21 protein-coding genes are annotated in these 24,521 nt (G+C 38.2%); 17 read left to right on the forward strand and 4 right to left on the reverse strand.

Going from position 1 to position 24,521, the window contains the following annotated elements; translation table 11 throughout:
- Positions 1–62 precede the first annotated feature (62 nt).
- Positions 63–1,001 (reverse strand): acetamidase/formamidase family protein, encoded by a 939-nt coding sequence (locus ACP8HH_RS03965; protein ID WP_438316135.1) that lies wholly within the window; start codon positions 999–1,001, stop codon positions 63–65.
- Positions 1,002–1,255: 254 nt separating this feature from the next.
- Here ACP8HH_RS03965 and ACP8HH_RS03970 point away from each other — a divergent pair, with 254 nt between their 5' ends.
- The 3 genes from ACP8HH_RS03970 (at position 1,256) to ACP8HH_RS03980 (ending at position 4,238) form a co-directional block, all read left to right on the forward strand.
- On the forward strand, positions 1,256–2,401 hold the full coding sequence (locus ACP8HH_RS03970) for a baeRF3 domain-containing protein (RefSeq protein ID WP_438316138.1): 1,146 nt from the start codon (positions 1,256–1,258) through the stop codon (positions 2,399–2,401).
- 524 nt (positions 2,402–2,925) lie between these two features.
- Positions 2,926–3,957, forward strand: a complete 1,032-nt coding sequence (locus ACP8HH_RS03975; protein ID WP_438316140.1) for a hypothetical protein — start codon at positions 2,926–2,928, stop codon at positions 3,955–3,957.
- Positions 3,954–4,238: a hypothetical protein gene (locus ACP8HH_RS03980; RefSeq protein WP_438316143.1), complete on the forward strand. Its 285-nt coding sequence runs from the start codon at positions 3,954–3,956 to the stop codon at positions 4,236–4,238. Before ACP8HH_RS03975 ends, ACP8HH_RS03980 begins: the two co-directional genes overlap by 4 nt.
- Positions 4,239–4,445: 207 nt before the next feature.
- On the opposite strand, the gene ACP8HH_RS03985 is transcribed toward ACP8HH_RS03980, so the two are convergent.
- Positions 4,446–6,422 (reverse strand): methyl-accepting chemotaxis protein, encoded by a 1,977-nt coding sequence (locus ACP8HH_RS03985; protein WP_438316145.1) that lies wholly within the window; start codon positions 6,420–6,422, stop codon positions 4,446–4,448.
- Positions 6,423–6,737: 315 nt separating this feature from the next.
- Between ACP8HH_RS03985 and fliS the strand changes: the two genes are divergently transcribed.
- Positions 6,738–7,139 carry a flagellar export chaperone FliS gene (fliS, locus tag ACP8HH_RS03990; protein WP_438316148.1) on the forward strand — a complete coding sequence of 134 codons (402 nt, stop codon included), beginning with the start codon at positions 6,738–6,740 and terminating at the stop codon, positions 7,137–7,139.
- Positions 7,136–7,489, forward strand: a complete 354-nt coding sequence (locus ACP8HH_RS03995) for a hypothetical protein (RefSeq protein ID WP_438316151.1) — start codon at positions 7,136–7,138, stop codon at positions 7,487–7,489. Before fliS ends, ACP8HH_RS03995 begins: the two co-directional genes overlap by 4 nt.
- Positions 7,490–7,563: 74 nt before the next feature.
- Here ACP8HH_RS03995 and ACP8HH_RS04000 read toward each other — a convergent pair whose 3' ends face one another.
- Entirely contained in the window at positions 7,564–8,973 is a 1,410-nt protein-coding gene (locus ACP8HH_RS04000; RefSeq protein WP_438316154.1) for a plasmid pRiA4b ORF-3 family protein, read from the reverse strand.
- 603 nt (positions 8,974–9,576) lie between these two features.
- Between ACP8HH_RS04000 and ACP8HH_RS04005 the strand changes: the two genes are divergently transcribed.
- From ACP8HH_RS04005 to ACP8HH_RS04035, 7 genes are all read left to right on the forward strand, one after another.
- Complete coding sequence (locus ACP8HH_RS04005; RefSeq protein ID WP_438316157.1) at positions 9,577–9,960, forward strand: AbrB/MazE/SpoVT family DNA-binding domain-containing protein; 384 nt, start codon at positions 9,577–9,579, stop codon at positions 9,958–9,960.
- Positions 9,953–10,282: a type II toxin-antitoxin system RelE/ParE family toxin gene (locus ACP8HH_RS04010; protein ID WP_438316160.1), complete on the forward strand. Its 330-nt coding sequence runs from the start codon at positions 9,953–9,955 to the stop codon at positions 10,280–10,282. The genes ACP8HH_RS04005 and ACP8HH_RS04010 overlap by 8 nt, the downstream gene beginning before the upstream one ends.
- Before the next feature lie 561 nt (positions 10,283–10,843).
- Positions 10,844–11,077 (forward strand): hypothetical protein, encoded by a 234-nt coding sequence (locus ACP8HH_RS04015; protein ID WP_438316162.1) that lies wholly within the window; start codon positions 10,844–10,846, stop codon positions 11,075–11,077.
- Positions 11,078–11,219: 142 nt separating this feature from the next.
- Positions 11,220–12,248 carry a Wadjet anti-phage system protein JetD domain-containing protein gene (locus tag ACP8HH_RS04020; RefSeq protein ID WP_438316165.1) on the forward strand — a complete coding sequence of 343 codons (1,029 nt, stop codon included), beginning with the start codon at positions 11,220–11,222 and terminating at the stop codon, positions 12,246–12,248.
- Entirely contained in the window at positions 12,221–13,741 is a 1,521-nt protein-coding gene (locus ACP8HH_RS04025; protein ID WP_438316168.1) for a replicative DNA helicase, read from the forward strand. The genes ACP8HH_RS04020 and ACP8HH_RS04025 overlap by 28 nt, the downstream gene beginning before the upstream one ends.
- Positions 13,731–14,471 carry a DUF6063 family protein gene (locus ACP8HH_RS04030; protein WP_438316171.1) on the forward strand — a complete coding sequence of 247 codons (741 nt, stop codon included), beginning with the start codon at positions 13,731–13,733 and terminating at the stop codon, positions 14,469–14,471. Before ACP8HH_RS04025 ends, ACP8HH_RS04030 begins: the two co-directional genes overlap by 11 nt.
- Entirely contained in the window at positions 14,458–18,867 is a 4,410-nt protein-coding gene (locus ACP8HH_RS04035) for a hypothetical protein (protein WP_438316174.1), read from the forward strand. Before ACP8HH_RS04030 ends, ACP8HH_RS04035 begins: the two co-directional genes overlap by 14 nt.
- Before the next feature lie 196 nt (positions 18,868–19,063).
- Here the strand turns inward: ACP8HH_RS04035 and ACP8HH_RS04040 are convergent, their stop codons facing one another.
- A complete protein-coding gene (locus ACP8HH_RS04040; RefSeq protein WP_438316176.1) occupies positions 19,064–19,480 on the reverse strand; it encodes a hypothetical protein in 417 nt (138 codons plus the stop codon).
- 1,118 nt (positions 19,481–20,598) lie between these two features.
- On the opposite strand from ACP8HH_RS04040, the gene ACP8HH_RS04045 reads away from it, so the two are divergent.
- The 5 genes from ACP8HH_RS04045 (at position 20,599) to hpf (ending at position 24,457) form a co-directional block, all read left to right on the forward strand.
- The gene (locus ACP8HH_RS04045) at positions 20,599–21,147 is read left to right on the forward strand and encodes a competence protein ComK (protein ID WP_438316182.1); all 549 of its coding nucleotides are present in this window, start codon (positions 20,599–20,601) and stop codon (positions 21,145–21,147) included.
- A gap of 186 nt (positions 21,148–21,333) precedes the next feature.
- Positions 21,334–21,705 carry a flagellar protein FlaG gene (gene flaG / locus ACP8HH_RS04050; RefSeq protein WP_438316185.1) on the forward strand — a complete coding sequence of 124 codons (372 nt, stop codon included), beginning with the start codon at positions 21,334–21,336 and terminating at the stop codon, positions 21,703–21,705.
- 62 nt (positions 21,706–21,767) lie between these two features.
- Positions 21,768–23,300 (forward strand): methyl-accepting chemotaxis protein, encoded by a 1,533-nt coding sequence (locus tag ACP8HH_RS04055; RefSeq protein WP_438316188.1) that lies wholly within the window; start codon positions 21,768–21,770, stop codon positions 23,298–23,300.
- A 62-nt stretch (positions 23,301–23,362) separates the two neighbouring features.
- The gene (locus ACP8HH_RS04060) at positions 23,363–23,737 is read left to right on the forward strand and encodes a PilZ domain-containing protein (protein WP_438316191.1); all 375 of its coding nucleotides are present in this window, start codon (positions 23,363–23,365) and stop codon (positions 23,735–23,737) included.
- A 150-nt stretch (positions 23,738–23,887) separates the two neighbouring features.
- The gene (gene hpf / locus ACP8HH_RS04065; protein WP_438316194.1) at positions 23,888–24,457 is read left to right on the forward strand and encodes a ribosome hibernation-promoting factor, HPF/YfiA family; all 570 of its coding nucleotides are present in this window, start codon (positions 23,888–23,890) and stop codon (positions 24,455–24,457) included.
- Positions 24,458–24,521 lie beyond the last annotated feature (64 nt).

Consider the following 24,521-nt stretch of genomic DNA (forward strand, 5'->3'; position numbering starts at 1 on the left):
CTTTGGTATTCCACCAGAGTCATCTTTTTAAAGTCTATTATTTACGTGCATCGTTATAATGCTTAGTCTTTCTTAAATATCGATAACGGTAGAACTGCACTAACAACGTACTCCCCAACATTCACAATTTCAGAGATTTTTAAATCTACACATAAACTTGAAAGCAAGTACGCGTCCACAGGGGACATATTGTAATTTACAGAAATATGGTCGACCATGGCACGAAGTGCATCTTGAGACGCTTTATAAAGATCCGGCCCAACTCCAGACGTTCCGTAAAAATCTCCATCATTTACTTTCGGTGTCAACGGACCCTTTGTTTGAAATTGTGCAGCAGGAATGGACTTTCCTTTAATAAGAGTGAATTTCAAACTTGCATACAACGGACATTCTAATGCGGACCCACAAACTTCTCCGTCGCCTTGGCTGGCATGACCGTCACCAATACTGAACAATGCACCGACTTCTTGCACAGGAAGATATAGTGTTGTTCCTATTGTTAATTGACGTGTATCCATGTTTCCGCCAAATTTTCCTGGTGGCATGATTCCTTGGTCTACCGCATTTGCTGGGCATACACCCATAGTTCCTAAAAAAGGTTCGATTGGGATTTTGATATCGTCGCGAAAATGAATATACTCTGCATCAGATAAATCGAACGTTCGTAAATAGGCATCCGGAAATTCTTCTGCCAATAAGCCCATGCCCGGAAGAACTGCTGTCCAACCCCATCCTCTTGTTTGTAAATCTAGTATTTCTACAGCAAGTGTATCTCCTTTTTCAGCACCTTCAATATAAACGGGTCCTGATAACGGATATACTTTGTCCCAATTAAAATCGGTAAGTGATTCTGACGTTGATTCTGGATTGAGCTGATTATCCGTCACTTCAATCGTTTCAAAAATAACTGTGTCGCCACTTTGGATTGTAACAACAGGCTTATTGTTGACATCCCACTTAAAATGAGCGGCATCCTTAGGAAAGTAATGCGTCTTGGACATAAATAGTTTCCCCCTTATCTATTAATATATCAAAACTGTATCATTCTTCAGAAAACATATCAAACAAATAAATAATTACGTTTGAAAGATTGCTTTGATTTTACATTATATGTAATAACAGGTTGCATATGGTTTAGAGTTATGAAAAGCGGGTATACAAAGAATAGAACGGGAGATTCGGAAGTGACTCTCTTATTTATTTTAATACGTTATTAGACTTCCTTAACTTTTTTAAAAATTAATGGAGGGATACTATGTTGTATGAAATTGTAAAGGATTTTCCAAACGAATTATTTGAATCGAAAGCTGAAACTTTCATTTCACTGTATCAACCTACTCACCGTCATGGACCCGAAAATCAGCAAGATCCAATTCGATTTAAGAATTTGATTCGAGAAGTGAGTCAATCCTTGGATATGAAATACGCTAAAAAACAAATAGAATCATTGTTGAAACCTTTCGAAGCATTGGCTGCAGACAAAGAGTTTTGGCAGCATACTGCAGATGGTATGGCTGTATTTGCAACAGAAAGTAAATGTATCGTTTATCTACTCGAGCGGCCGGTTGAGGAATTAGCGATTGTAGCAGATAGCTTCCATATTAAGCCACTTATACGGATCTTTCAATCCGCAGATCGATATCATTTATTAGGCATTAATCGTAATAACTTTACGCTTTACGAAGGAAACAGATACGGTTTTGAAAAGGTTAAAATCGATTCTGAACTTCCTCAAACTGCTGAAGAAATACTTGGGAAAGAGTATACAGAATCCCATGTTACTGCGGGTGGAAGAGGTGCTGGAGGTTCAGTAGTTTTCCACGGTGCGGGCAGCAAAAAGGACGAGATCGATAAAGACATCGAACGCTATTTTAGATCCGTTGACCGTTTAGTATTGGAAAACTATTCACGTCCGATGGGCTTACCACTGATTTTGGTGTCGCTTGACGAATACCATACTCCTTTTCACAATTTAAGTCATAATCCATTTCTACAAAAAGAAGGAATTAAAGCGGATTATGAAGCGTTTTCTATTGATGAATTAAGAGAAAGTGCTTGGGCGAAAATCGAGCCCGTTTATATAGCTAAAACAAAAGCTCTCATTGATGAATTTGAAAATGCACGAGCACAAGACCAAGGTTCTGATGACATCGTTCAAGTGGCTAAAGCAGCCGCCGAAAACCGAGTGAATCGAGTCCTAATTGAGTCGGACCGCATTATTCCCGGAAAAATAAATGCGGAAACCGGTGCACTGACTGAAGAAGCGCCTGAAAATCCAGTAGTAGACGACATATTAGACGACCTCGCAGAATTGGTATTCAAAAATAAAGGCGAAGTAGTGATGTTGCCTAAAGAAAGAATGCCAAACGACAGAGGAGTTGCGGCTACTTATAGATATTAAATCTATAGTTCCTGTAATACGTAAAAATAAGGACCAAAACTCAGCCAAAGCACTATGGGCTGAGTATTTTGTATTCATTTGAAAAATTTTAAGTCCGCTGTGCATAAAACTATTCGGATTATACAACACAATTGTATGATAATTGATTCATGATGTGTATTTTCGTATGGTTGTGGTAAAATAAGCATATAATTAGGTAGAGTTTAAAATCTTTGAAAAGCCTGGTTAGTGCAGTTAACATACTGCATGAAGTGCGGTCAATCGGTTTTGTTTAAACGAGTAATTCCAAAATCTCTTGAGTATCATGACGGTATAAAGATATTGGCATATATATAAGTGAGTTATTTAATTATGGATTTGGGTTGAAGATAATCAATTTAACTTAGTGCTGAAAAAAATTGTGGACAAAACTTTATGGTAAGTAGGAGATGCTCTGACACTATGGTGCAGGGCTTTTATTGTATTAAAAGATACGAAAGTAAAATATATGTGGTTTACTTAAAACTATGATTGGGGGTTTTATCATGAGTGATCGATTAACCATTAAACTAGAAGGGGACGATTTTGAAAAAGGTCGAATCCCAGTGGCCGTTTTAAATAAAGTCTTAAAGGCAGCCCAAGCTACAATATTTACGATAGGTGAATATAAATCGTCTGATGGTAGTTCATCGCGGGAGAGGGGACCTTTTCCGAGAAAAGTACAGGAAAGTTATACACTGGAGTTAGTCGCTACTTCAAAAGGTAGTTTTGTAATGGATTTAGATTTGCCACAGGGCGTATCCCCTGAAATTCAAAAGAGTACTTTTCAAATTTTTCACGAAGTGATTCAACACATAAGCGATGAAGAAACGAAAAAAATAATTAAACTTATTCCAGATCAACGTACAATGAATCGAGTACTGAAATCGATTAAGGAAATGTTGCCAAGACAAGATGATTACAAAGTTTTTGTGAAAGGGAATAGTAAAGGCTTCACGGCACCAGTATCTACGAAACAATTAAAAAGTGTCGACAGAATGTTAAGCAAACCAAAAGAGGAAGTAAGAGAACTTATCGGTAAAATTGTTGAATTGAAGATCCATGGAGATTCATATGTTGGTATTTACAATGGTTCTAGGGTAATACGTTGTATTTCTTTAGAGATTGAGAATGAAATTTTTCAATCAATTGGTAAAGAGGTTTTAATAAAAGGGGAAGCTGTTTTAACAAATGCAAATGAAATACAAGAATTGGTTTCGATAGATGAAGTAACAATAGCAGATCCAGGAAAGTGGCTGATTAATGAATTCCATTATCATCAAAAGCAATATGAAATGATGGATGGTTTTTATGTAGAGTTAGATTATGTGGATGGCTATTGGACGATTGAACATGAAGAATTAGGACTTTATATTAGTGAGCCTACACTACGAGAAGTATTATCTGCTTGCTACTTGGGGCTTAGTTATCTTTGGGAAGAATATGCAGTGTCACCGGATGAAGAATTGACAATAGATGCGATAGAGTTGAAAAAATGTGTGATTCGCTATATTGAAAGGGTGGTGCCTAGGGTATGAGTGCTAGAAGAGTAAGGCTCATTCAGAGTTCATTGGAAAAGAAAGGACTTAAATTGAAAGAAACACATCATCACATGTATACATTTTACGTCGATGGCAAGAAAACATCTATTCGAACAAGACTTAGTCATGGAAAAAAAGAATATGATGATCATTTACTTGGACAAATGGCAAAACAGCTAAAGGTTTCAAAAGATCAATTACTTAATTTCATAGATTGCCCAATGAGTTTTGAAGACTACAAGAAAGTTTTGATTGATAATGGTGTGCTTGGAGTTTGATAGGTGGTAAGTGTTACATAGGTCACTGGAATTATAAACTTTTCGGCTACCTGTGTAAGACACAACTTGAATACAAATATGAATAGCATCCGAGTTATGTGATGCACAGACAATATTAAGAAAATCGCGTCCACTACATACAAAGTAGTGGACGCGATTTTTAAGTTGCCTATAAATATATAGGATTTATTGTGTGTCGTTGTGATGTTATACCTTAAATCGATTCACTGCAATGGTCAATTCCTCACTCAAATCAGTCAACGTTTCGGCTGCATCCGTTACGGATTCAATCGCTCGAAGTTGTTCGTCGGTTGACGCGCTTACTTCTTCACATGCTGCGGCTGTTTCCTGGGATGTGGCTGCCATTGTTTGGATTGTTTCGGCAACATCGTCTTTCAGCGCAGAGACGTTAATAATTTCTTCGTACACCGAGTCGATGGAAGTTTGCATCTCTTCCATTAATGTTGAGATTTCACTGAATGTAATTTCGGTGTCATGGACGACCGTTTCTTGACGATTGAAGTTTTCGATTGTTTCATTCATTTGCTCTGTCACAAGACGAGATTCTGTTTGAAGTTCCCGAACGGTTGCTTGAACTTCATCTGTCGAACGTGCTGATTGCTCAGCGAGTTTACGAACTTCATCCGCAACGACAGCGAATCCTGCGCCGTGTTCTCCCGCGCGTGCTGCTTCTATGCTTGCGTTGAGTGCCAGAAGATTTGTTTGTGCGGAAACTTCGGTAATGGTATTCATCACGTTGCCGATAGCTCCGACTTTCTCTTCGAGCGTACCAATGACTTGGGACATCGACTGTAAATTGGTTTCCCAATCGTTGAAAGATACTTTAAGTTCCCGCATTTGACCTTGTCCGCTTGTGTTCATTTCACCAGCTTTTGTTGCGATACCGGACATGACGCTTGCTTTTGTTGTGATTTCATTAATTTGTTGGCCAAGTCGTTCGGCTCGTTCGGTGACGGTTTCTGCGTCTTCTGCGGATCTGGATGCGCCGTGAGCGATTTCATTCACGGCATGAGCCACTTCTGCGCTCGATGCGCTTGTTTCTTCGGATACGGCACTCAGGCTTTCGGAACTTGCCCGTACGTTTTCTGCGGAGCCGTTGACGACTGTAATAATGGCGTTCATATTGTCTATCATCGTATTAAAGTTGTCGCCAAGTTCACCGATTTCATCTTTTGTCTTGATGTCGGAGCGGACTGTTAAATCACCATCGGATACGGAATCCATAAGTGATTTTAGTTTTCCGATTGGTTTAATTGTACGACTGATCACGATGTACAGCACGATAAAGATGACGAGCAAAGTTGCAAGAGCGATGATGATCATTGAGTTTCGTAGGTTAGATGCTAGTGCATTGATATTTTTTTCATCATAGACCGCACCCACTTTCCAACCGAACTTTGGAATCGTTGAGTAAATAATGGATTTGGCGATGCCCTCGTGATCATAATGAATCGCACCGCGTTCATTATTTCCTTCATACATTTTTGCGATGAAAGGCAAGTCCATCAAGTTTTCCCCGTGCAGTGTCGGATGGGCAATTGCTGTACCTTCCGTATCGAATACGACAGGATAGCCATCGTAACCGATATGGCTTGAGGAGACTTTATCTGTCAATGAAGCGAGTTGGATGTCGAGCCCGATGACGCCGATTAGTTTGCCGTTTGAGTGTACCGCTTTCGAAGCAGTCACGACAAATTCATTGGTTGCCTGGTCAATATAGGGTTTTGACCATTGAACCGCGCTCGGTTGTGTAAGGGCATTCTTGTACCAGTCACGTGACGTTGGGTCAAAGTTGGTTCCGAGGTCAACGGAAGGGATAATCGTCGTGTGCTTATTTAAAAGTGAAAAATAGATGGACGATGTATCTGGGCGAAGTTCGATGAAATGCTCAAATTCAGCTTCAAGTGAAGTGGGTGATTGGCTCGTCGTAAATCCTACCACTGTTGGAGAGGCAGATAGTTGAGCAAGCCCCTTTTCGAATTGAGTAAGAAAGTTTTCAATCGAATAGCCCATCTCATTGATAAGTGCCCCGCTCGATTCCAAGACATTTTCTTCAGTTTTGTTCTTTACTTGCGTACTACTAATTATGGTCATTAGCGAAATTCCGATTAAGAATAACACCATTACCGTCAATAAGATTTTCGTTTTGATTGACCTAAACATAAAGCACCTTCTATTCTATTAATTTGTCAGCATTTACTATAAGTACTTCGGTCTAAGATGATATTTGTTTAGATGCCAATGAAATATAGGAAGATTAGTAATAGTGCGTCAAAATACATTGCGTTTACATATGTAGTATTAAGTAGATAAGATTTACCAATATCTCGGTAATTATTATTCGGCATTTCACTCAACTTCCACTTGCCCAAGCCGATATAATTAATAATGGTGGATTGGAAATGGCAATTCAACCTTCAAATATAATGAGTAATTTAGATGTCTAACATAAAAGCACTAAAAAGGAGATTATACTAAATGGCTATTAATAACCCTTATGCAACCTATCAGAATAACGCAGTAAATACTTCGACACCTGGTGAACTTACGCTTATGTTATACAATGGATGCTTGAAATTCATTGAACAAGCGAAAAGAGCACTAGATGACAATAAGATTGAAGAGAAAAATAGTGCAATTCAAAAGGCACAGGCTATTATTAACGAACTTATGCTGACACTGGACACGAAAGTTCCAGTTGCTCAAAATATGCTGATTCTTTATGAATTCGCAAACAGCCGACTCATTGACGGTAATATTAAAAATGATCCAGCATTATTCGATGAAGCGTCAACGATTATTATGGAGTTTCGAGATACATGGAAACAAGTCATCCAAATTAATCGTCAAAAACAGTATGCGAATGGGAATAATATATGATTCGCCCGGCACTGATCACTTGGCGTAAAGTAACCGAGGGCTTGTTGGTCGCAACAAAACAAACTGCTGAAGATCAAAGGGATGGGACGATTGCGCTCATTGAATCGCTATTAAATAAGCGGGACGAGCTTCAATCGGAAATTGCAGAACCTTTTACTGCCGAAGAAGAAGTGCTTGGCAAGGAACTTATTGCGATGGAAGCAGATGTTCAAAAGAAACTTACTCACTTCACAAATCAAATCCGCATAGATATCTCAGAAGCTAAATCAAAAAAAGATCATTTAAGAACTTACGTTAATCCTTACGGTAATGTAGCACGCGATGGAATCTATTACGATACGAAACAGTAAATAATCCCGGTGGAGAATATATCTCCACCGGGATTATTGTCCTGGATTAGACAGGCACTTATAAAAACCTCAAATCATTCCCACTCATCTTCTTCCTCAAAATCAAAATATTGCTCAGGTGCTAATCCTTTCTCAGCTGAAACGTATGGTAAGATGGCGTCTGTATTGTTAGTGTTGATATCTTCTACGAGTACGTTGAATACCCATTCGTCTCCGTAGTCAAACAAATAAAGGAACTTTTGGCCGAGTTGTAAACAGAGAGAATCTATGCGCACCTTTTCCGAATTACGGTGTCCGAAATCATCGTCCGGTGAGGCGATACAATTATCTGACCACTTTTTCCCATCCATAAAAAATGAATAAAGATGATCATCCCCAAATTGATATGAGCGAATGATTGAGTTATGCAAGTCGTGCATAGTTGAATCGCCACTTAGTACAAGTTTCCGCCAAACATCATTTGAGAAGAGTACTTTGAAGGTATAGGTACCTTCATTGAACCTTTTTTGTTCCCTTGGTAATGTCCTTATCAGTTCTCCTGAAGGAAAGAATGGGACGAATGGTTGGTGGAACGGCTGATTGCTTTGGTCGGTTTGGACAGTTTTTGCAAGTCTGTTGTAATCCGAATCTGTGGTGAAAAAACCATTAAATGTTTCTAGTGGCATCCCGGGAAACCACTCTGATTCTCCATTTACTCTCCGATGGGCGATGTTCCATGCCTCCGGGTTTCGTTCAAATATCAGAACGGACATAATCGAATACCCAAGTGGTGTAAGAGTAATGGTTTTTGCAAAATAACAATCATTCCGGTAGTATTCTTCAATTCGCTTCGTATCGTCCTGACAAGACCACAGACCAAACCATTCAAAGTATAGATGGAAGTAATGCCATTCTTCGGTTTGTGAATTTACGAACTGATCTGTTTCCGTTATAGGGCTAGCGATGTTCCATTTCTTCCCTGGAGGCGCGTTGCAAAATGTAGCAAATACGGATGAAATTTGGGCTGCTGGATTTTGTGAGTGTTTCTTTAAGCTTGTCCAATCTGTATCTACCCAGAATGCTTCAAGGAGTGAACAGTATTTCTCACACTCACTAAAATCCTTGAACATAGAAATGCGCTCTGTGCCTATCAATTGGATTTCTAACCCTGTATGGTTTTTTTGAAGCAACCGACTGCTTTGCGAAAGATTGAAAAGGAAATGAAGATACGGATATCTGTCTTGATCTGAATATAGCGTTGCATCTGCTGCTTTCACGTTCATTAGTGCATTCAGCTTAACCAAATGTTTTCTAGATATATATTCATTTTTCTTCGTTAACGCAACTGGATGTTCTTGACAATAAGACAGAAATATATCAAAATCGGCAATTAGGTCGTCTGGAAAACGTCCGTTTTTTAATGGGACAGAAGTGTGTTTAGTTGTTTCTTCTTCAACGCAGTGTAGCAATTCTGTGAATGATAATTGTTGCTTATCATTTTTCAATTTATTCAATCCCCTTTTATTAAAACTAGTATAGTAGCGTGTTGGTCTTTAATTTATTGTTGAACTGATTATTTGGCAGAATTAGACTTCCCTTCATTCGGGAAGATGTCATCCAAGTTTATAAACATATGGATATGTTGTCACAGATGAAATGCATAAAGTTGGAATGCATAAATCTAAAGGCTTAGTTTTTGCTGTCATTCTTTAAAAAGCTCCTAGTAGAATATCCTATGTGTAAAATTATCCCCGATAGCTAATTGTTGAAAAATGGGAAAAGGCCATTTATTCTAAATGTATGCTTAGACAGCAAATACAAATAGAAAGCGGCCTTCCCATGACTCCAATTATAGCGTCTGTTTATGAATAAGTGTTAGGTACCTGCGCATACAATTATTCGGATTATTCAATAGAACTACATAATAATACAAAGATTAATGGAGTTTACTAGCTAAATCTCTATTTAACATTATAGGTACCTTTCACTAAGATTCACACATCATATATCCCTCTGAGGTAGTTTAGTAGTTCTGGTTTCGTGGTATACTTAAACAAAGAGATGAGAACAAGGAAACGGGTATCGAAATAGAAAAGGAGGCATATACTATGGGAAACGCAACGATCTTGCATAAGGAGATGGCCCAGATGACGATGCCAAAGAAAATTGCTGTTTCGAAAAAGAGACAAATGACCATCCCGAAAGAATTTCATGATCAACTTCAAATCGGTGACGAAGTCCTTTGTGAAATCGTCGATGGAGTTCTTATGATTAAACCTGTAACAACAGAAGTGGATATCAGTGAAGATATTTTAGCTGATTTAATTCGCGAAGGCTATGAAGCAGGTGATGATATGATAAGAGAATTTGTTTATCGAAAATCACAACTAAAATCGGCATTACAGAAACTCATTGATGATACCCGAGACGGAAAAGTGTATGTTAATACAGATGATTTATTTGCTGATCTTGAAGAGGTCGAAAATGAGTGAACAAAAGAAGTTAGATTTTGAAGTTTTACCTGGTGCAAAAAGATTTCTAAAAACGATAAAAAATGACAAGCCGTTACAAAAAAAGTTTAAACAAACGATTGAAAATCTCCGGCTAGATCCAACTTTAGGAAGTTCTAAAAAGGGTGATTTATCTGGAGTATTTTCTATGGATATACGCCATCAGAAAGCAAGTTGTGAATTGGCTTATTGTATAGAAGAGCAAGAAAATGGGGAACTATTACTAATTATTTTGATAGGTACGCGTGAAAACTTCTATGAATCTTTAAAAGCATACATAAAATCCTCACCACGGATAAAATGAGGAAACTTGAGGGAGAAATTGCCGATCACTTATTCAATCATAAAAGTTTAAACGAACGTTTTTACTTTAGAGAATCTACATGAGATGGTTTTTAAATTGATGAGGTCAAGGCATATAGTGCAGTAGAGCGGTGGATTCGTCAGGAGAAGCAACTTAAAGCTTTTTCTGAAAACAAGAATATTATCTCGTTCCATATTACTCCATCAAGCCTTCCGAAGAACAGCTCCCTAATAATAAACTTTACTAAAAATGAATCGAGTTGACTAACATAGTCCACAATAGGGAAATCGCTTGGTGTCTTTTGATGCTAGGCGATTTATCTATTGTATGGGCAAGTCGAACTTGACAGGCGGAGCCGTTATCGAAGAAGGAAATAATGGACGTCTCCATTAATACTGAATAGAGTACTTAAGTGTTATAATAGTAAATAGAGATTACATAAAAAGGAATGATACGATTGCGGATAAAAATTTAATGACCTTGCTTATATTCAACATGCAGACATAAGGATTGATGGAATAACATGTATAGCGGGTGTAAATAACTTAGGGAAAAGCACAGTTGGATGAAAATACACAAATCGTTAAGAGTATTCGTGATCGTCAAGAAGAGAAGGACGCCAAACTAGAAAATCTAACGATAGATGTTCATAGTATGCAAGGCGTTTTGACTGCATTAACTGAGAGTGTACTTTCCAATAAATATGAATTAGAATTTATTTCTCGCAAGACGTATCTAAATGAAATGGAAATTTTTAATTTGCGCAGAAGCAGTTTTGAAAATAAGACTAAATAAACCAGTGCAGCCCATCGATTATTTTCGTTGCGACGCGCTTTTTTTGTACTCAAAATCCGAATATCCTACTCAATGATAAATCCTCGTACAATCTGACAATTCCCGTTATACTATTTATAGGAAACAGGATAGGGGGATGCCAGTGGAGGACCAGTTGAATGTACTTGCGAGATGGTCAAAAGTGATGATTTCCTTGGAAGAATTATCGGTGATATTCTACAAAAAGGACCAAACTTATGAAGAGTTGGCAGCAAAAGTATTGGAATTAGAAAATGCACAAATTCTTCAAGCTGTGAAAGCTGCGGGACAAACTATGCGTACTCCCTCGATTGCCCACCGTTATCGAATCGATAAATCCAAGATTCAAGATGATTTCTATGGACAACTTCATCGCTACAATGAGCAATTTCATCCTGCAATTCGGTTGGACCGCTATTATTCTTTAACTACGGACATATTTTCTGGAGACCTTTCTTTTATTAAACAAATACATACGTACTTAACGAGTTATGGTCTGCCTAAAGAAGCTGTGCCTGCACCTGAAAGAAGTGCTGAGCTTGTTGGTGATGAGAAGTGGATTGATGAAAGTGGTGGACGGGCACTGCTTGAGCGAATTGCGCTTTGGGACCTTATGAACATTATTCCAGTATCGGATCCACTGATGTTGGCTTTTAATGTTCAATCTGTACATAATGATGACCAGTATCATCTTATTGTTGAAAATAAAACGACCTATCAAGCACTGTTGCCGGTTTTACGGGAAACGGTTTTCTCAACACTTATTTACGGTTGTGGTAATAAAATTGTTAAAAGTATTGAACAGTTTGATTGGCAATATCCAATTGGACTCGCGAATCATACATTCTATTATTTTGGCGATGTAGATCGATCTGGATTAACGATTTGGCATTTATTAAATGGAAAACGAACTGTTTTACCAGCTGTACCTTTTTACGAGGCATGTTTAAGCCAAGCACCGTTTAAGGGCAAGACAAATCAGCGCAGAGATTTAGAGGCGGTTCAAAGTTTTGTTGCTGAGATGCCAAGTGCAAAGTCGATTGAAACGTTACTTGACGGTGGGTTTTATTATCCGCAGGAAATATTGAAGTCTGCTGAACTCGGAAAGATTTGGAGGGACTGGTCATGGAATCTTACCAATGGGAAGGGTTAACGGACGGCTATAAAGAGAGAATGAGAAGACTTGCATTATTTGATGGTTTATATGATTTAAAACGAAGCCGGGACGAGGACGTGAATCAAGTTCGTATTGATTTGTATGGTCTTGGTCTTTTGTCGTTGCTGTTCTTTTTTGAACATAAGCTGCTCAGGAGTAATCGGGCGGGAAAACTGGAACTTGCGGAGTATATAAAGCATGTAACTACTGGAAAATATGAGCTTTCTGCTAAACAAGAGATGGTTCTTGCGACGAAGCTTGTCGAGACATTTCGACCTCCAGGTGGGAAGCGGAAAGAAGTGGAGTTTTATAATTGGGACGTAGGAACAGATGAAACAATCAGTTTTTCGATATTGAAAGACAATGGATTTGATGCGGAAACGGGCAGACAGTTTTACACGTTAGATGAGGATGGTATTGAATTAATCTTTGCGACGAAAGAGTTTTATAGTGAATACCAGTTGTCCATCAATCAGTTAATGATTCGAAAACAACTGGAAAAAGGTGAGTATAGCAGTGCGCTTCGGCAAATTAATGAGATGCGCATTAATGTTGAAACACTTCGCGACCGCATGACGAAGCTGAAACATGAAGTGCTTCGAAATATCGTTTCTGAAGATACTTTTGAACGTTATAAAAAACTGCTTGGGGATATCCGATTTAGACTAACGCGTGAGAATGAAGAGTTTGTCGAACTGGAGAATTTTGTTCATGAAACCCGCACGCGTTTGTTTGAAAAGGATTACCATTTGGAATCACCGAAAGCGTATAGTTATATTTTATCGATTACGAAAGAGCTTGAAAGTGTACATAATGAGCACTCGAAATTACTTACTGAAAGCCAAGTTTTGATCAATGATACGCTCGTTGCGGCGCAGCAATCGCTCTATTATATGGGGGTTGAGGCATTTAATTTTAAACAAGATATTGTGCTTCCAATTGTTAATAAACCACTTCCACTTGAAACGATGAAAGGGGTTTTGCATCCCTTTTTCAAACTACCACATGCTGATATTTGGTCACCGCTTGCAGTGTTGGAGGCGCAAAGTTTCAGGGATGAACGCGCGGATTCAGCAGAAGAAACGTTTATGAAAGTAGATGACCAAGTGGTGGATAGCGCCGATCAACTTATGTTGAAAGAGCATTTTACTGAATATATGAATTTGCTGATGGAAGCAGTTGGCGAGGGGGTTCATTCACTTGCTGAAGTGATTGAGGGGATTAGAGGAACGGAGTTGGAAGGCTTTTTGGAACGGCGTACATTTTATCATTTTTGGTTGTACGTTCACCAACGTTCGCCCATTCGATTTGTGGATGAATTCAAGGATGAGGATGAAGAAATTAAAACGTTTCATGAAGTGTTTAGACAACTTGGTCGTGATGTGTTAACGGTAATTGAGGAGAAAGAAACAATTCGTGCAACTACGCGTTACACCATTCAAAATATCACATTTACAATAACCAAGGGAGTGGATGAGGATGCGGTATAGTGAGGAAAAAGTGATTTTAGCATTCCAAGTGTATCGAGATTTGGCTCGTGATGGTGTTGTGGGTTCGGAATGGTCTACGGTTTATAAAGCGGACGATGATGTGCGAGATTTGCTTGATTTGTTTGCGAAGGAAGTAAGTTGCGTCAATGTGGCTGTCGGAAATGAGTTGTACTTAATTCCAGAGACGAGATTGTCCCCTTTTCATGTGAATAATGAGTATTTAAAGCGGCATTATTTCACAAGTCGTGCGGTAAATGCGGATATCTATTTAATGTATTTTGGGACACTGATCTTGTTTGGCGTATTTTATGATAGTTACCAGTCGAGAGAAGCGACGCGAGATTTCGTGGGGCTAGAAGATTGGGTGCGAGAAGTGCATGATCAGATTCAATCGTTAAAAGAACATGATGAAGAGACGTTGAAAAAGGAAGAGAAAGCATTCTCTTATAACTGGATTCAAATTATCGAGAAGTGGGATGCGATGGATGATCTTCGGGAAAGTGCGAAAAGACAAACAGGAAATACGATTAGCCGTATGAGTTTTATTGACGGAGTGAAACGGTTTTTAGTAGATCAGCAACTTGTTGTGGAAATTGGCAATATGGAAATTACACTGACTGAGAAAGCGAAGACGATTATTCAGAAGTATTTCATGGATTTGGAATACAATAAAGGTATTTTCGAATTTATTTATCAAACAGAACAGGGGGATAATGATGCCAGCAATTAGTCAAATTCGGTTTACAAATGTCGTTTATGAAGAAGGTCAGAAACGGTATAATGACGACTTTTTTAAATTTGATGGGTATAACGGGGCGATTGTTCTTGAAAATGGCGGTGGTAAAACGGTTTTAATACAGACGCTGTTGCAGGCAGTTATTCCACATACAAATTTAGGAGAACGAAAAATACGAGATACGTTAAAGTTGGAAGGACCCGCGCATATTGCGATTGAATGGATTATTTCTGAGCGACCTCGGCGTTATGTGGTAACGGCGGTGAGTTTGTTTTTAAGTGACAATAAAGTCGATTCGTTTAAATATGTGTATGAGTACGGCGCGAATGATGCGGATAGAATTGAAGAAATGCCGTTCGTGAAGGATGACGGGAAACGACCTGCTGAGCGGTTTGAAATTGAGGAGTATTATAAGAAAAAAGTGCAACAGTCGCCACTTGCGAAAACGTTTGACACGATAAAATCCTATCGACATTTTATTGAAGAGCAATACCATATTATTTCGGATGAATGGGATAGTATTGTCAAGATAAATTCAGACGAGGGCGGCATTGAACGATTTTTTGAGAACTGTAAAACAGAAAAACTATTATACGACCGCTTACTCATACCGACTGTAGAATCGTCTATATCAGGATTTGATGAAAATAGATTTGCGGATACTTTCGAAGAACAGCAGAAGAGTTTTAAATTGTATAAAGAATTGCGTGCACAAATTGGCGAGTATGAAGCGATTGAAGAGGAATTAAGTGCTTATGTTGCGGCGAATGAAGTCTTATATACAAAAGAACAGCAGTATATAGAGCATAAATCCCGTACAAAAGGCGTCTATGGATTGGCGAATAAACAGAGTGAGAAGACTAGACAAGAAATAGCGCTTCTTGAACAGGCTATGGGAGAGTTAAAAGTAGAACAAGCAACACTGGAATCTCGTCGCGACTCACTGACGATAAGGATGACGGAAGAAGAGTTGGCAGGGCACCAAGAACAATTGCAAGAGATTACTGAAGAGAAAGACCGTGTAGATGAAAATGTGCATCGCCTGAAAAAGATGTATTATTCTTTAATGCTCGCAAAACAGAAAATGATTACGCATGTGCAATCCGAATTGGTTGCCTATTATAACGATGAAATTACGCAGCTAGACAAGGAATCCGACGCTTCAGAACTATCGGATGAATTACATACAGCCCATCAACAACTAAGTGGCTATTTTATAGAGCAAGAAGATCTGTTAGAAAAAGAGCTTACTGGTTTCACACACGAACTTAATCCAATAGAAGATGAACTTAAGGCATGTGCTAGGGAAAGTGAAAAATTTCAAAAAGAACATATTCGTTTAGAAAAAGAACGTGCGGAAAAAGAGACGTGGATTGATTCACTCGAACAATCTATGAAGAAAATCAGGCAAATGATTTTGTCGAACACTCAACAAGAAACGGTTTCCGCACTGCTTCCACAATGGATTAAAGAACATGCGCAAGTTGAAGAATCGATTGTTTCGCTTCAAAATGACACTAAGAATTCAAGGCAATCGCTTATAAATGAAAAAGAGAAGAAAGAAAATCTGAATAGTGAAATCACAGCGGATTTAATTGAACTGGCGAAAACTGAAGACACTGTTTCGCGAATGGAAGAGGCGCATTTGGGCCGAAAAGAGCAGCTGGCAAAGTTGAGTTTCAGTTTAAGCCGGATTGACTCTTTATATATGAAGCAAAGTTCAGTGGAACAAGATCTTTTTCGAACGATTGAGCGACTGAAAGAGGAAAAAGAGGAAAAGCATTTAGTGGAGAGAGTAGCTTATCGATTTCTGGACGATTATGCGGGGCAAGATGTATTCTTTGCGGATCCTTTTATGGAGAAACAAATACAGCGCTGGACAAATACGATTGGTTTAATCGACACGGGGATTCGCTATTTAAATGGTTTGAATTTATCAATTGACGAACAACTACAATCTTATCCGTATTGGCCTGTGACGCTCATTACAACGGCGGATAAAAAAGCAGCGCTCATTGAAAGAGTAGAAAAGGTTCGAGAAAACTTACTTTATCCGGTGCATGTGATTGATTTACAAACTGCAAAGTCTTTAGTTGAAGGAAGTGGGGAATTTGTATCCAATGCAGTTTTGCCGCTCCATTGGAATCAAAATGCTCAAGCACAAACTTTTAGTGCATGGAAAGAAACCCTTCGAACAGAGGCGGATCGGATTAAGGGTGAACGACAAGAAGTGGAAGCGAAGTTAAATGCCTGGGAAGAAGGATTTCTGTCTTTTAACAACTTTTTCAAGAAATATCCTTATGAAGTATTGAAAGATACGATTGAGAAGGAACAATCATTAAAAGACGGGCTTCATTTGAAAAAGAGGCTTTTACAACGTTGTGAGAAAGAGTTAGGTCGTCTTGAAGATACGATTCAATCGAATGAACGACAAATTGCCGATTTGAAAGATCAACAAAACGGTTTTGAGTACCGTATCTTGTCTGGTCAGCAACATGAAAGTGAAGCGAAAGATTTAATTCATTATAAAGAAGCATCTGAAGCCGTTCGTTTGACTATCGAGCGTCTGCATCGTGATATGCGTAAATTAGCTCGAAGGCAAAGGGTTTATGAGGATGAAAAAAGAGTACTTCAAGAAAGTATGTCCTCTATTAAAATGAGAATGCAAATGTTGAAATTGAATGATTACTACAAAATTGTAAAAGATTTAACGCCTTTATACACGGACAAAACATTCGAATTATTAAAAGAAACAGTAGAATCGATTAGGCTTTCCCTAAATGAACTATCACGTTCACGTGGGGAACTAGAAACAAAAGTAGTGACTGCACGTGAGAGATTAATTGAAGCTGAGTCTGAAATTGAAAGGATTCAAAATGATTGGGATGAGTTCGATGAAATCTCATTTCCAGAAAACGGTGATGCGGAAATAGACCGAATGCGTCGCCAAGAGAAAGTTGAGAATGAAGAGTTAAAGATAAAGACGTTACGATTGAATGAACAAACAACAAAAGTAGCAATTGTTCATTCGAAAATAAATGAACTAAAGGGGAACTTTGAAAGGAATTATCCAGGCGTTGAGATTGTTACTTTTAATATGCCGTTAAAAAATGTTCAAAGTACGTTAAAAGTGGAGCATGAAAAACTAAATGAACAAGAGAAACAATACACTATTGGATTAAGACGTTTTGCTGAAGAGTTGCAAAAGGTTGAACAAGCCCTTATTGAACTTGGAAAGTTTGTAGAAGCACATCATTTCAATTCGGCTTCTATTGAAGAAAAGCAACCCACTGAAAGTGATGCAAATGAATTTACGTATGAACCTTTGCGCATTGTTCGTCGGGTTACAAATGAGATGAAGAAAGCAAGCGACACTGTCAAAGAAGAGTCAGAGCGTGTGATTAATTATCGTCATAATTTCAATACGTATGTCCGCAGAAATATGTCGGATGCAAAAATGCGTGATAATTTACTTCAAGGGCTTGAATACAAGAGGAAATTTACGGAACTTGTTGAATTTCAGCAAAATATGCGTGCGAAAATGAACAGCGTCATTCGGTTTAACGAAGAAAGTATTCGTGGACATGATAAACAGCTTGAGCATTTTGTGACTTATATGCATGAACATGTGCGTACGGTCGTCCGTGAGCTTGAAGTTATTCCGACAAAAACGCGCATTAAGTTTGGTTCGGGCATGAAGCAAATTTATAATTTCAGCATTTCTGATTGGGAAGAAAAAGAAGGACTTCTCCGTCTGCGCACATACATCGACGAGATACTTGAATGGATTGAGCATCCGCGATACGTCGATCCTGAAGGGAAGGTAAATAACGGAAGGATTCGTTCGGATATTGAAAAGTGGTTTGCAACACCGCAATTACTTCGTATTGTATTACAAAATGGCGATATGAAAGTGTCTTGCCGTAAAGTAACGAATAACAACGAAGTGACATCTAGGTCTTATTCATGGCGGGAATCAAATGAATGGTCTGGTGGTGAAAAATGGAGTAAAAACATGACACTGTTCCTTGGAATTCTTAGTTATGTGGCTGAGAAGAAAAAATTGCTGGATACGTCGATGAAACGAAATCGAGTCGTTGTGTTGGATAATCCATTTGGCAAGGCTTCAAGTGAGCATGTGTTAAGTCCGGTCTTTTTCATCGCGGAAAAACTAGGGTTCCAAATGATCGCATTAACAGCGCATGCGGAAGGGAAATTTCTACGCGATTATTTCCCCGTGATGTATAGTTGCCGATTGCGAAGCGCACAAAATGCGGAGAAAATGATTATGACAAAAGAAAAAACCGTAAATGCAGCCTATTTCCAAGATAATGATCCAGCTGCATTTGAGCGGATTGGGGAATCTGAGCAATTGAGGTTATTGGATTAATGGTGCGTGAATTTGTTGGTGGATGTGTAAACTACTAGGCAGTTATTTGGGATATATTTTAGTGCAGGACACAACTCGAATACTATACTGAAAAATTCGATTAGCTACCTGTATACCGTCGTTAATTATAAAAGGAACTTCCTACTTTAAAAAATGGGCGACCCAGCAGATAGTATCTGTAGGTTCGCCCATTTTTTTAATTACTATTACTTTCAATACTACTTTTACGCAAATTGAAAATTTCCTTTTCGTTTATATACGTTTTAAAGGAATTGAACTCCAATTGGTTTTCAAAGGAAATCATTTTTTTGGAGAGAGCCGTCAGATCCCCTCGTACGTGGTGAACCTCCATTGTTAGATTCTCCAGCTTAGCATCGGTTTCTTCTTGACGATCACGAATCACCTTAACGATTTGTGTATTTTCATCCAATTGTGATTTGATACTAGTAATTTCTGATTTGATATCAAAAATTTCTGATTTGATACCAGAAACTTCCGATTTGATACCAGTAATTTCTAACTTGATGCTAGAAACATCTGACTTGATACCAGATACTTCCTTTGTCAAACCTTGCATCTCAACCAAAATTTGTTGTAAAATTTTTTCACCCAATACTTTTTCCTCCTTACGTTTGAATTTATACTTCTATATTCTTATCTTTATAGTGAACGAATTATCATTTATTGTACAATTAACGTAACATACGTTCGTATTATTGTCAATGCTGTTTATTCTTAGAAAGACCTACTGTACAGTAGGATTATATTGAATTTCTGTTTCTCTGGTTATGTTTAGTACTATCCACTAACCTAATAGAAGTCCTGAAAAACACAAACTCAAGGAAGGCAGCAAAGAGTGCAGAAGCGCCACTAAAGGAAGGTAGCCAAAGAGGTCCCCGCGGCGTCCTGCGGAAAAGACTGCACACCTGGCATCGCGCAGGCACCGAAAGACCATCGCAAAACGATCATGATAACCACGCACTACGGGAAATCCTAATCCCACACACCATAAATCCTCAACTTTCAATCCCGACAGAAACCAAAGCACTTGACGGAGCCCGTATGGAAAATGACCCAAATATCCGACTTGCGCTCAATAGAAGACCAAGATTTACTAGCTGATGAAGCACCTATAGTTTGCTTATATCAGCCTGAATATCTGGCAGTATCCAAGCAGTACTTTTTTCAAAAAGATACGTATAAATAATGTGAATCCAAGTGAAAAACGTTTTATTTTATACTTTCTCTCGCAAATTTCAAGAATTGAATAAGGGACTTTAAACATGTAAATAAGAATATTTAATCATTCAATAATATCCTATTAATTTAAATTTTTCGGAATATTAAGAAACGTTGGACAAGCTTTAGTTTCTAGTATACAATAAAAAAAGACGTGATAATTAGGTCAAATGATGTCGTAATATAGTGGATAGTAATGATAAGGATTTTTTTTTGTACACTTAATAATACGGAAGAATTATAAAAGTGAATAGGTCCAAAGTTCTTGTAAATTGGAAGTCCGTTTAATACAAAAATAGGGAAGTAGGATTTCGAAATATACAGTTCGGGAGGTGAGCGTGGTGTGAATACAAGTACAAAAAAAGAAATCCCTGAGTAATGAAGTCATGGAAGACTTACTCAGGGATTAGCGTTGGAGTATACCAACTATTGTAAGTATACTCCTTTTCGTCAAAATAGATAGTTGTAAAAATTGAAAAGGGGGATGAATAAATGGATTTAGCTAGAATGTATATAATGAAACGAGAAACAATGCTCTTTAAGCCAGTGCGTAATGAACGAGAAAATTTAGATACACTTGCAATGGAAAGCCGTGGAACAGTTAAAGTTTCAATGAGTCCAACCGACCTAATTGATCAAAACCTTAGATACTTTGGTTCAAGTTTTAATGGTGCGAGTCAAGGTTCTCGGGCAATTTTAGGGAATATAACGATGTGTCCAATAGTTGTTAATCAAATGCTCGATTTTTATTGGTTTCCAACTAAATCGCCTACAAACCCAGATTGTATATGGTTTGCGTTACATCATATCGAGAGACATGAATCGATTTGTAAGAAAACAACAAGGGTGTTTCTAAGTAATGGTACCAATATAGATATAAAGTTAAGTTCCTATACATTTGAAAAGAAAATTCAACGAGCATATAAACTAAAATATAAGGTAGAAGAACGAACAAGATTGAACCCGATAATTATTAATGAGTCACTTGTTCTGTATGATGTCCGTAAAATAGATAATGAAAGAACTTATGCAAGGAAATGATTAGTTAGAATAATATAAGTATTGGTCGTACAGCAAATGAAACTCACATTTCTGTACGACCTCTTTATTTAATTTAGAATAGGCGCCTAATTTGTAGTAATAACTTCCGGTTTTGCTAAACTTTAAACTTCCCATGCCGATATTAGGAGTAATAATGTGTACATCTAGAACAGGGAGGTTTGAGGAATGGTCAGTCGTATAGATGGTGGGGGTTCTTCGCAACAAGGGATTGTTCAAATGGACAAAATTACTCCGGCTTTGGATATCAAAGTGGCACAGGTACCGGATTTTTTAAATAATACAGAGAAAAGGTCTGGCAATGGGCAACAGCTTCCTGCCGAAAAGGCGAAGCAATTGACAGACAGTATGAACACGTTTTTGGAAACAGCCAATACCCAACTACGATTTAAATTTCATGAGAAGCTAAATGAATACTATGTAACAATTGTGGATCCACAGACGGAAGAAGTCATTCGAGAAATACCTTCCAAGAAATTGATGGACATCCATGCAGCTATGCGGGAATTTGTTGGTCTACTCGTGGACAGGAAAATTTAATGAAGATTTGAAAAAAACTGCGGTAGAGAGTTTTCTCTACCTATTTTTAATGCAGAGATATAATGAGTGGGTACTCATTCATTGTGATGGATGAAACGATTAGCTTTGGGGGGATTTATATGCATAGTGTAGCGGCGATACGCAGTAAAGAGTTTTCGGATAAAAACTTCATTCTTTTTATAACTTTAGGTGGATCGAGTTTTATTGGATTGGTATTTTATTTAGTAACAGGGCAAGAAACCATTAAGTCAATAAGTATGGCGATACCAGTGGTTTTCACTTTTCTTACCTATTTTTTGGCGAAGAAGCAACAGTTGTTTGAAAAGTTATTCCCTTGGATTGCACTTGGATTAACAGGATTCGCAACATTGTTTAGTGCCATTGTAGGAGAACCGTCTCTTGCAACTGTTGGTATTGCATTTTTTATTTTAGGTATTTCAAGTGTTCATTTATCAAAGAGTTTGATGTCTTTTGGAACAGTACTTGCGCTTTTGGTTATTTTTTCGTTTCTCATTAAGTATCCTTATCAAGAGACGATTGCGGATAGTAAAGGAAGTCTTCTGCTTGTTTTAATTTTGCTTGCGGTAGGATTATTCATTCAAATTAGTCAAACGAAAAAGCTTGAATTGAAAGTTGGAGCGTTTACGGCTGAACAGGCCACTATAGCTCTTCAGGAAGAAGAGAGACATCGCTTATTGAACGAAGGCGTAGAGCATGTGGCGGATGATTTAACGGGCATTAGTGAGACAGCTGCACGTCATTTGGAAACTCAGCAAGAGTTGCTAGAAATAATGGACGGAGTCGCTGCTGGGGTAGAGCAGGAGGCGTCTCAGATTTCGCAAATTGCGCAAAATGCAGAGCGGACAACGAAAGAAATCGACGGCATGCACGGGGAAATGAATTTCATGAACGACAACACATTGCAACTGAGAAATGAATCAAGTGAAATTGTTGAGTTGATGGGGAATTTACGGAACGGTATGGATGAAGTCGGAGAGTTTTTGAATGGATTAAATGTTTCGTTTGATGAACTTACGGATAATATAATGAAAACGAATGCACTGGCAAAATCGATTGAAACGATTACAGGTCAGACGAATCTACTTGCACTGAATGCGTCCATTGAAGCCGCTCGAGCGGGCGAACATGGAAAAGGTTTCGCAGTCGTTGCGGATGAAATTCGAAAGCTTGCGGGAATGACAGCAGATACACTTGTTGAAATTCATGCGAATCTTGCAGATGTGAATGATATGAACAATAAGTCTAGGCTGCATTTAACAGACAGTACTGGAAAGCTTTCTACACAAACAGAATTCACAACCGTTGTTGAAGGAAAGGTTGTTGGTATGCATAGTTTGCTATCCGATTTACATTCAAAAATTAGTATATTTGACGAGAAAATGACATTGATAACCAAAGATACAAATGACATCGGATTAATGACGGCATCCTTTGCAGATTTACTTGCGGAATCAAGTGCATCATTGGAAGAAGTCAATGCGTCCATACATACAACTGTGGGGGATAATGAACGTATGGTAGTTACCATTGGAGGAACGATGCGACGGACGCGAAGTTTGTCGAATGTGGAATAAATGAAGTTCTTTTGGTATAATCGGGTTAAGTTAAAGATATGCTAAGGAACGGGGTGTAAGGGATGTTCTATAAACGATCGGAGTATTTTCGCTATACATTCGGGAAACCCTTAGATGCGAATTTTAGAATTGTTATGGGAGAAGCCAATGAGCAAAAATCGAAGAAAGGAGATTGTGCCCTAGTTGACTTAAGTCCTGGTGGTGCCAAGCTCTTTGCGAAATTTGATATTCCTCTTGCGCATGAAGCTGTAAAAATTCAATTGGAATTTATCCTGTATCAAGCAAAAATTGATGTTCTTGGTACAATCGTTTGGAAAGAGTCTTACCATGGGGATTTTCTGTATGGTTTTGATTTCGAAGAAGATTTGGCAAAAGAACAATTAATTGTCGCGGAGCTCAAATTACTAAGAAAGTCCGAAATTAGCGAAAAGAAATAAAAGAAATTCATCTCATAAACCTTGTCCTGACAAGGCTCTCTTATAATTCGACAAAATTCTTTTTTAAATTTAGGTTTCTAGAAGGATTATTGTGGGAACGTATAGAAGTGTACAGGTGAAGGTGATAGTTAACAAAAGGAGGAGTTCATTATGCTAGATTTCAATATCCGTGGTGAGAACATTGAGGTGACTCCGGCGATTCGCGAACACGTCGAGAAAAAGATTCAAAAGCTTGAGAGATATTTTACAGACGGTGCGAACGCAACTGCACATGTAAATATGAAAGTTTATAATGATAAGCAAACAAAAGTAGAAGTAACAATCCCAATGAAAAACTTAACACTACGTGCTGAAGAACGTCATGCTGATTTGTATGCAGCAATCGATTTAATCGTCGATAAATTAGAACGTCAAATTCGTAAATATAAAACAAGAGTCAATCGTAAGTTTCGTGAACGTGAAGGAGTTGCAGCTTTCTTTGCTTCTGTAAGTAAAAGCAACGGTAGCACAGCTACAGAAGTTTCCGAAGATGACGACTCAGAATTCTCTGTTGTACGTACGAAGAGATTCGACTTGAAACCGATGGACCAGGAAGAAGCGATCTTACAAATGAATATGCTTGGCCATACATTCTTTGTTTTTACAGATTCTGGTTCAGACGAAACAAATATCGTTTACAAACGTAAAGACGGTCAGTACGGTTTAATTGAAACAAATTAAGTTCAATAACATATGACTTTAATGGATCCTTAGGTGGTTAGACTGCCTAAGGATTTATTTTTTG

The sequence above is a fragment of the Sporosarcina sp. FA9 genome, from assembly GCF_051550205.1.
GTDB lineage: Bacteria > Bacillota > Bacilli > Bacillales_A > Planococcaceae > Sporosarcina.